This is a genomic window from Kitasatospora sp. NPDC088346 (assembly GCF_044740765.1).
Lineage (GTDB): Bacteria > Actinomycetota > Actinomycetes > Streptomycetales > Streptomycetaceae > Kitasatospora.
The window spans coordinates 45,691-53,183 of sequence record NZ_JBIURH010000049.1; the positions used below are offsets into that span (position 1 = coordinate 45,691).

7 protein-coding genes are annotated in these 7,493 nt (G+C 75.6%); 3 read left to right on the forward strand and 4 right to left on the reverse strand.

Annotation, left to right across the window (positions count from 1 at the left end; genetic code table 11):
- The first annotated feature begins 100 nt into the window (after positions 1 to 100).
- Positions 101 to 793: a response regulator transcription factor gene (locus ACIOFR_RS35280; protein ID WP_401003786.1), complete on the forward strand. Its 693-nt coding sequence runs from the start codon at positions 101 to 103 to the stop codon at positions 791 to 793.
- Positions 790 to 2,178: a sensor histidine kinase gene (locus ACIOFR_RS35285; protein ID WP_401003788.1), complete on the forward strand. Its 1,389-nt coding sequence runs from the start codon at positions 790 to 792 to the stop codon at positions 2,176 to 2,178. Before ACIOFR_RS35280 ends, ACIOFR_RS35285 begins: the two co-directional genes overlap by 4 nt.
- 22 nt (positions 2,179 to 2,200) lie before the next feature.
- On the opposite strand, the gene ACIOFR_RS35290 is transcribed toward ACIOFR_RS35285, so the two are convergent.
- The 3 genes from ACIOFR_RS35290 to ACIOFR_RS35300 all read right to left on the reverse strand — a co-directional run bounded on the left by ACIOFR_RS35290 (position 2,201) and on the right by ACIOFR_RS35300 (position 5,080).
- Entirely contained in the window at positions 2,201 to 3,595 is a 1,395-nt protein-coding gene (locus tag ACIOFR_RS35290) for a beta-propeller fold lactonase family protein (RefSeq protein ID WP_401003790.1), read from the reverse strand.
- A gap of 228 nt (positions 3,596 to 3,823) precedes the next feature.
- Positions 3,824 to 4,606: an SDR family NAD(P)-dependent oxidoreductase gene (locus ACIOFR_RS35295; RefSeq protein WP_401003792.1), complete on the reverse strand. Its 783-nt coding sequence runs from the start codon at positions 4,604 to 4,606 to the stop codon at positions 3,824 to 3,826.
- A 99-nt stretch (positions 4,607 to 4,705) separates the two neighbouring features.
- The gene (locus tag ACIOFR_RS35300; protein WP_401003794.1) at positions 4,706 to 5,080 is read right to left on the reverse strand and encodes a hypothetical protein; all 375 of its coding nucleotides are present in this window, start codon (positions 5,078 to 5,080) and stop codon (positions 4,706 to 4,708) included.
- Between the two features lie 229 nt (positions 5,081 to 5,309).
- Between ACIOFR_RS35300 and ACIOFR_RS35305 the strand changes: the two genes are divergently transcribed.
- Complete coding sequence (locus tag ACIOFR_RS35305) at positions 5,310 to 6,152, forward strand: undecaprenyl-diphosphate phosphatase (protein ID WP_401003800.1); 843 nt, start codon at positions 5,310 to 5,312, stop codon at positions 6,150 to 6,152.
- Between the two features lie 121 nt (positions 6,153 to 6,273).
- On the opposite strand, the gene ACIOFR_RS35310 is transcribed toward ACIOFR_RS35305, so the two are convergent.
- The gene (locus ACIOFR_RS35310; protein ID WP_401003796.1) at positions 6,274 to 6,996 is read right to left on the reverse strand and encodes a DUF1775 domain-containing protein; all 723 of its coding nucleotides are present in this window, start codon (positions 6,994 to 6,996) and stop codon (positions 6,274 to 6,276) included.
- Between the last annotated feature and the right edge of the window lie 497 nt (positions 6,997 to 7,493).

A 7,493-nucleotide genomic window follows, 5' to 3' on the forward strand; every position in this document is an offset into this window, starting at 1 on the left:
TCGGGGAATGTACGGGCTGCGCCGCACCCCGCGGTCGGGGCCGCCGCCCACCGCTACCATCGGTCACGTTTCCGCACGTGAGAGAGGCAGTGATGGCGCAGTGACGACCACCTCGAAGGGCCTGGTGCTGGTCGTCGAGGACGAGCGCGCCATCGCCGACGTGCAGCGGCTCTACCTGGCCCGCGAGGGTTTCGGCGTCCACGTCGAGTCCGACGGGACGGCCGGTCTGGCCGCCGCCCGGCGGATGCACCCGGTGGCGATCGTGCTCGACATCGGGCTGCCGGGCCTGGACGGCATCGCGTTCTGCCGGGCCCTGCGCGACGCCGGGGACTGGACGCCCGTCCTGCTGGTGACCGCGCGCGGCGAGGAGGCCGACCGGATCCTCGGCCTGGAACTGGGCGCCGACGACTACCTGACGAAGCCCTTCTCGCCGCGCGAGCTGGTCGCCCGGGTCAAGACCGTGCTGCGCCGGGCGACCGCCGGCCCCCCGACCGTCCTGGCGACCGGCGGCGGCCGGCTCACCGTCGACCCCGACAGCCGCACCGTGCGCCGCGACGGCGAACCGGTGGAGCTCACCGCCACCGAGTTCAACCTGATCGCCCACCTGCTCGGTCGCCCCGGACGGGTCTTCACCCGCGAACAGCTGCTGGCCCAGGTCTGGGGCTACCCCGGCTACCGCGACACCCGGATGGTCGACGTCTTCGTCTCGCAGCTGCGCGCCAAGCTCGGCGACGCCAGCCCCATCCGTACCGTCCGCGGTGTCGGGTACAGCGCGACGGACCCCGGCGCGTGAACCGCGACCGCCCCGCGCGCGGCCCGCTCGCCCGCCACCTCGTCCTGCTCACCACCGTGGTGGCGGCACTCGCGGTGGTCCTCACCGGGCTGGTCGCCTGGCAGACCGCGGCCCACAGCGCGGAGCAGCGCGAGCGCGAGCAGCTGGTGCGGCAGGCCACGGTCCTCAGCCGGCTCCCCGCGCTGTCGGAGGTGCTCTTCAACGGCGCCCAGACCCTCGGCGGGCCGAACGGCGTCGAACTCGCCGTGATCGCCCCCGGCGGCTCGGTCGGCGGCACCGCCGCACCCGCCGTCGACACCGCGTCCAAGGCCGAGCTGCTGGCCGGACGGCCGGTCTCCCGCGACGGCGTGCTCGGCGGCGCGGACGTCCTGCTGGTGGGCGTGCCCGGGGTCCGCGGCGGGGCCGTGGTCCTCACCGAGCCGTACACGGTGGTCGAGCAGAACACCAGCCAGATCCGCCGCAACACCCTGCTGCCGCTGGTCGTCGGCATGGTCGGGGCGGCCCTGGCCGGCGCCCTGATGGCCCGCCGCACCGCCCGCCCGCTCGCGGCGGCCGCCCGGGCCGCGCACCGGATCGCCGACGGCGAGCGCGGCGTGCGGGCGCCCGTCGCCGGCACCCGCGAGACCGCGGAGATCGGACACGCCCTCAACACCCTGGACGACGCCCTGGCGCGCAGCGAGAACCGGCAGCGGGACTTCCTGCTCTCGGTCTCGCACGAGCTGCGCACGCCGCTGACCGCGCTGCAGGGCTACGCCGAGGCCCTCGCCGACGGCCTGATCGAGCCGGAGCGACTCCCCGAGGTCGGCACCACCCTGGCCGGCGAGACCAGACGCCTGGACCGCTTCCTCGACGACCTGCTGGCCCTGGCCCGGTTGGAGGGCGACGACTTCCGACTGGAACCCGCCCGGACCGACCTCTGCGCGCTGGTCGCCGAGGCCGCCGCGTTCTGGGCCGGCCAGGGCGCGCGCAGCGGCGTCGACCTGCGACTGGAGCGGCTCGGGCCGGCCGGGGCGCCGGTCGTCGTCGACACCGACGCCTTCCGGGTCCGGCAGCTGCTCGACGGGCTGGTGCAGAACGCCCTGCGGGTCACCCCCGGCGGCCGGCCGCTGGTCCTCGCGGTCGGGCCGGCCGACGGGGGCGGGGCCCGGCTCCAGGTCCGCGACGGCGGGCCCGGCCTCACCGAGGACGACGTCCGGGTCGCGTTCGACAGCGGCGCCCTGCACCGGCGCTACCGCGCCACCCGCCCGGTCGGCAGCGGCCTGGGCCTGGCCATCGCGCACCGCCTGACCGGGCTGCTCGGCGGGACCGTCACCGTCGACGGGCACGGGCCGGAGGGTGGCGCCTCGTTCACGGTGACCCTGCCGCCCGCGCCGCCCACCGGCTGACCGGACCGCCGTCCGGCAGGTGTCAGCAGCGCACCAGCAGGGCGGAGAGCACGGTGCAGGTGGCGCTGCCGGAGTCGTTCGCGGCGTTCGGGTCCGCCGGGGTGGAGGCGGTGCGGGTGGCGGTGGCGGTGACCGGGCCGAGGCCGAGCAGTCCGACCGCGGTGCGGAAGCCCGAGGTGGCGGTGGCGCCGTTGGCGAGGGTCCCGTAGCTGCAGGTGACGGTGCGGCCGGCGGCGGTGCAGCCGGAGCTGAGGTTGGTGGCGGTCGCCCCCGCCGGGAGGACCGTGGTGACGGTGGCCGAACCGACCGCCGCCGGGCCGTTGTTCCGGGTGGTCAGGGTGTAGCTGATGGCGCCGGGCAGCAGCGCCGGGGCCTGGGCGGTGAGCGTCACCGCGAGGTCGGCCCGGGGCTGGGCGGCTGGGCGTGGGACGAAGGCGACGCCGGTGGGGAAGGCTCCCACCGCGGTGGTCGCCGCGACGGCTCCGGTCGCGGTGTCGACCACCGTCACGGTGTCGCCGCCGGCCCCGGTGACGTACAGGAAGGCGCCGGACGGGCTGACGGCGGCCGCCGACGGGGCCGGACCGACCGGGACGGTGCCGGTGACCGTGTCGGAGGCGGTGTCGATCACCGAGACCGTGCCGTCCGAGAGGTTGGCGACGTAGGCGCGGGTCCCGGACGGGTTCAGCGTGACGGCGTGCGGGATCCTGCCGACCGGGACGGTCGCGGTGACCGTACCGGTCGCGGTGTCGATCACCGAGACGCTGGCGGCGTAGGAGTTGGCGACGTACACCCGGGTGCCGGATGGGTTCACGGCGGCGGCGACCGGTCCGGACCCGACGGTGACCGTCCCGGTGACGGTGTTGGTGGCGGTGTCGACCACCGAGACCGTGTTGCCGCCCGCGTTGGCGGTGTAGAGCCTGGTCCCGGCCGGGTTGACCGCGACCGCGTTCGGGTTCGGGCCGACCGGGACGGTCGCGGTGACGGTGTTCGTCGCGGTGTCGACCACGGACACCGTGTTGCCGCCCGCATTGGCGACGTAGGCGCGGGTCCCGGCCGGGTTGACCACCACCGAGCTCGGGTACTGCCCGACCCGCACGGTCGCGGCCACCGAGGCCCCGGCGGTGTCGATCACCGAGACCGTCTCGTCGGAGAGGTTGGCGACATAGGCGCGGGTCCCGGCCGGATTGACGGCCACCCCGTCGGGGCCCCGGCCGACCGGCACGGTCGCGACCACGACGTGGGTGGTCGCGTCGATCACCGACACCGTGTCGTCGTGCGCGTTGACCACGTAGGCGCGGTCGGCGAGCCCCGCCGCCGCGTGGGCCGGCGGGGCACCGAGCCCCGCCGCGGCCAGTAAGCCGACGGCGGCCGCGGCCAGGGCGGTCCATCGCGGGCGGGAACGGTCGGCGCGAGGCATGCGGGTGCTCCTTCGGGGAGGGGCGCGGAGGCGGTGCGGCGGTACGGAGGCGCGGTCGTCCAGCAGTGCAGCAGTGCGGCGGTGCGGAGGCGCGGTGGTACGGCGGGCCGGGTCGTGCGCGCGGCGCTCGCCGCACCGGACGGTCGCGACGAGTAGCAACCTAGGGGCGCTGAGTGATCGGCACAAGACCGGCCCGCGCCGGGCGCCCGCGGCTGCGGCGCGCGGCGCTCACTGCGCCAGGTAACCGCCGTCCACCGGCAGCACGACGCCGGTGACGAACGAGGCCTCGTCGGAGGCCAGGAAGAGGATCGCCCGGGCGACCTCCTCCGGTTCGCCCAGCCGTCCGATCGGGTGCCGCAGCACGATCGCGTCCAGGTACTCGGGGCCGCCGGGCTCGTCGGCGAGCCGCCGGACCCGGTCGGTCCTGATGGTGCCGGGGGCGACCGCGTTGACCCGGATGCCCCGGGCCGCCCACTCGACGGCCAGATGCATGGTCAGCCCGCTCGCGACGAACTTCGCCGGCCCGTAGACGGCCTGGTCCGCCTGACCGGCCAGGCCGGAGATCGAGGACAGGCAGACGATCGAGCCGCCGCCCGCCGCCGCCATGTGCTCGATCGCGTACTTGCAGGTGAGGAACATCCCGCGGCCGTCGACGGCCATCACCCGGTCCCAGTCCTCCGGCGTGGCGTCCAGGACGTTCTGCAGCGGCAGGATCCCGGCGTTGGCGACCAGCACGTCGATCCGGCCGTAGCCGGTGACGGCCTCCTCCACCATCCGCCGGGCGTCGGCCGGTTCCGCGACGTCGCCGGCCACCGCCCGGACCTCGGCCCCGGCCGCCGCCAACCGGCCGCGCAGTTGCTCCAGTTCGGCGGCTGCCACGTCGGTCACCACCAGCCGGGCGCCCTCGGCGGCGAACAGTTCGGCCGTGGCCCGCCCGATGCCCCTGGCCGCACCGGTCACCACCGCCGACTTCCCCGCCAGCCGTCCACCCGTCGATCCCGTCGCCGCCATCGTCCGCTCCCTTCCGCCGGCCCCCGGCACCAGGGTGGCCCACCCACCCGGGCCGGACCCGGCAGGCGCGACGACCGGCCGGCACGGCCGACCGGAGGGTCAGCGGGCCACCGCGGCCAGGAACGCCTCGGGATCGGTGACGCTCAGCCTCAGTTCCCTCAGCCGGACGGGCAGTTGGACGGCCCTGGCACGGACGGCGGGCTCCAGCTCCAGCCGGACCAGCCCGCGGGCGGAGCCGTTCACCAGCCAGTACCCGCCGAGTCCGTGGACGCCGAACCCGCTGACGGGCCGCCGGTCGGGCCCCGCCGACCGGATCGCGGAGAGCGGTATCCCGGCCCGGAACGCCCAGCCCATCCGGACCGTCAGCACCCCGCCGGCCACCCTCACCTCGGCCCGCCGTGGCCCCATCCCCAGTGGGACGGCCAGTTTGGTGAACCAACCGTCGTACCGCAGCGCGAAATCGTTCGTCGACATCCCGTCAGCCTCGCACGCGGGCGGCCCACATGGGAGCCGGCCATACAGGATCTTGACGCACAGGACGGATTCACGTCATCTTCACCGCCTATCGTCACAACCCGCGCCGCACGGTGCTCAGTGCCGTTGACGCGTCCTGGCCGGGTGCCGCTGCCACATGCCTCCCGCGACGACGAACAGGACCGCAGATGCGCATCCGCCGACCGATATCCCTGGCCGGTATCCGGTGATCGACTGGTTCCACGGGGCCGTGCTCGGCCTGATCCAGGGCCTCACCGAGTTCCTGCCGATCTCCTCCAGCGCCCATCTGAGGGTCTCCTCCGCGCTGCTCGGCTGGGACGACCCGGGCGCCGCCTTCACGGCGGTCACCCAGCTCGGCACCGAGTCCGCGGTACTGATCTACTTCCGCAAGGACATCGCGGCGATCGTCTCGGCCTGGGCGGTCTCCCTGGTCAGGCCGGAGCGGCGGCAGGACCCGAACGCCCGGCTCGGCTGGTTCGTGATCATGGGTACGCTGCCGATCGGCCTCCTCGGCGCCGCGTTCCAGCACACCATCGAGACCTCGCTGCGCGACCTCCGCGTGATCGGCACCACGTTGATCGTCTTCGGCCTGATCCTGGCGGTCGCCGACCGCAGCCGGGCCGTCCGCAACGCCCGGCCGATCAGCTCGCTCACCCTGCCGCACGCCGTCGGCTACGGCCTGGCCCAGTCCCTGGCGCTGATCCCCGGGGTGTCCCGCTCCGGCGGGACGATCAGCGCCGGCCTGCTGCTGGGCTACAGCCGCGAGGCCGCGGCCCGCTACTCCTTCCTGCTGGCCGTCCCCGCCGTACTGGCCTCCGGCACGCTGGAGCTCTTCAAGATCGGCGAAGGGCCGGCCCCCTCCTGGGGACCGACCCTGCTGGCCACCGCGATCGCCTTCGTGGTGGGCTACGCGGCGATCGCCTGGTTCCTGAAGTACATCTCGCACAACAGCTTCATGCCGTTCGTGGTGTACCGGGTGGTCCTCGGCGTGGTGCTGATCGGCCTGGTCACCACCGGCCACCTGGCCCCGGACGCCGGCGCCGTCGAGTAGTCCACGGCACCCGAACGCGAGGGCCCGCCACCGGAGACCGGGGCGGGCCCTGCGGCGTCTCAGCCCTCCCGCGTCTCAGCGCCGCGACGTCTCAGCCCGCGACGTCTCAGCCCGCGGCATCTCAGCCCCGCGACGACCGGCGCCACACGGCGACACCCGCGCCGAGCGCCAGCACGGCCACCACACCGATCAGCGCGGCGCGGCCGGCCGCGGAGCCGCCCGAGCCGGCGGCGGCCACCGGGCTCGGCGAGGCCGGTACGGGGGCCGCGGCGGGCGTCGCGGGCTCGGTGGCGGCGGGCGACGGCGTGGGAACCGGGGAGGGCGACGGCGGCGGGGTCGCCGCCAGCGGCGCGGCGCCCGGGGCGGCGGCGGTCAGCTTCAGCACCGGCGCGGGGTGGGCCGGCTCCGCGCCGGCCTGCGGCAGTTCGATCCAGCGGTCCACCTGGCCGTCGGTGTACGTCACCACGGACTTGAAGGCCAGCTCCGCGGCGGCGGGCAGCTGCCGCACCTTCACCCGGTACTCGGCGTCCTCGCCCGGGGCCAGGGCCGGGCCGGCCACGGTGTACCCGTCCTCGGCCGGGGTCAGCGTCCAGCCCTCCGGGCCCCCGGCGAGGCTCACGTCGGCGGGCGCCAAGCCGGCCGGCAGCACCACCCGGACCTCCTTGATCCCGGCCGACGAGGACTCGCCCTCGGCGTCGAAGGCCACCACCGCGTCCACGGCGAGGGCCTGCGGCGTGGACGAGGTGACCTCGACATGGGCGGACGCCGGGCCGGCGAGGGCCGACAGCCCCACCAGGGCGGCGGCCAGCACGGCGGCGCGGGCGAGCGGACGGGAACGCTTCATGGGCCGGACACTCCAGGGGCGGGGGGACGGGCTCGGACTGCGGCCATCATCCACCATCGCGCGGCGAGCAGGCCGGCAGCTCCGGCCGGACACGCCCGCACCGAGCCACTCGTACGGGCCGCTCGTCCCCGGCCCCCGGCGTCGCGGGCTCGGCAGGATCCGCCGGACGGGGAGCCCAGGGCGCGGTGCGCGGAGTCGCGTCGGATGAGGCCGCGGCGGTGGGACGCCCGGGGGCACCTCCCCGGCCTTCGGCCGGGGAGGTGCCCCCGGGCGTCGACCCGGCGGGACTTCGCACACACGCGCTGGGTGCGATGCCACCGACTTGGCAGCGATGGCGAGTCGCTGACCTGCGACGATGCTTCGGCCGGAGAGTCGTGGAAGGCCGCAGGGTCAGGGGTACGACCCTAGAAGGCTCGTGAAGATCTTGGGTTCTGGCCCCGCCGCGTGAGCGGCGGGGCCAGACTGCTTCTTGTGGCAATGGGGGAATGGGCCGGGGA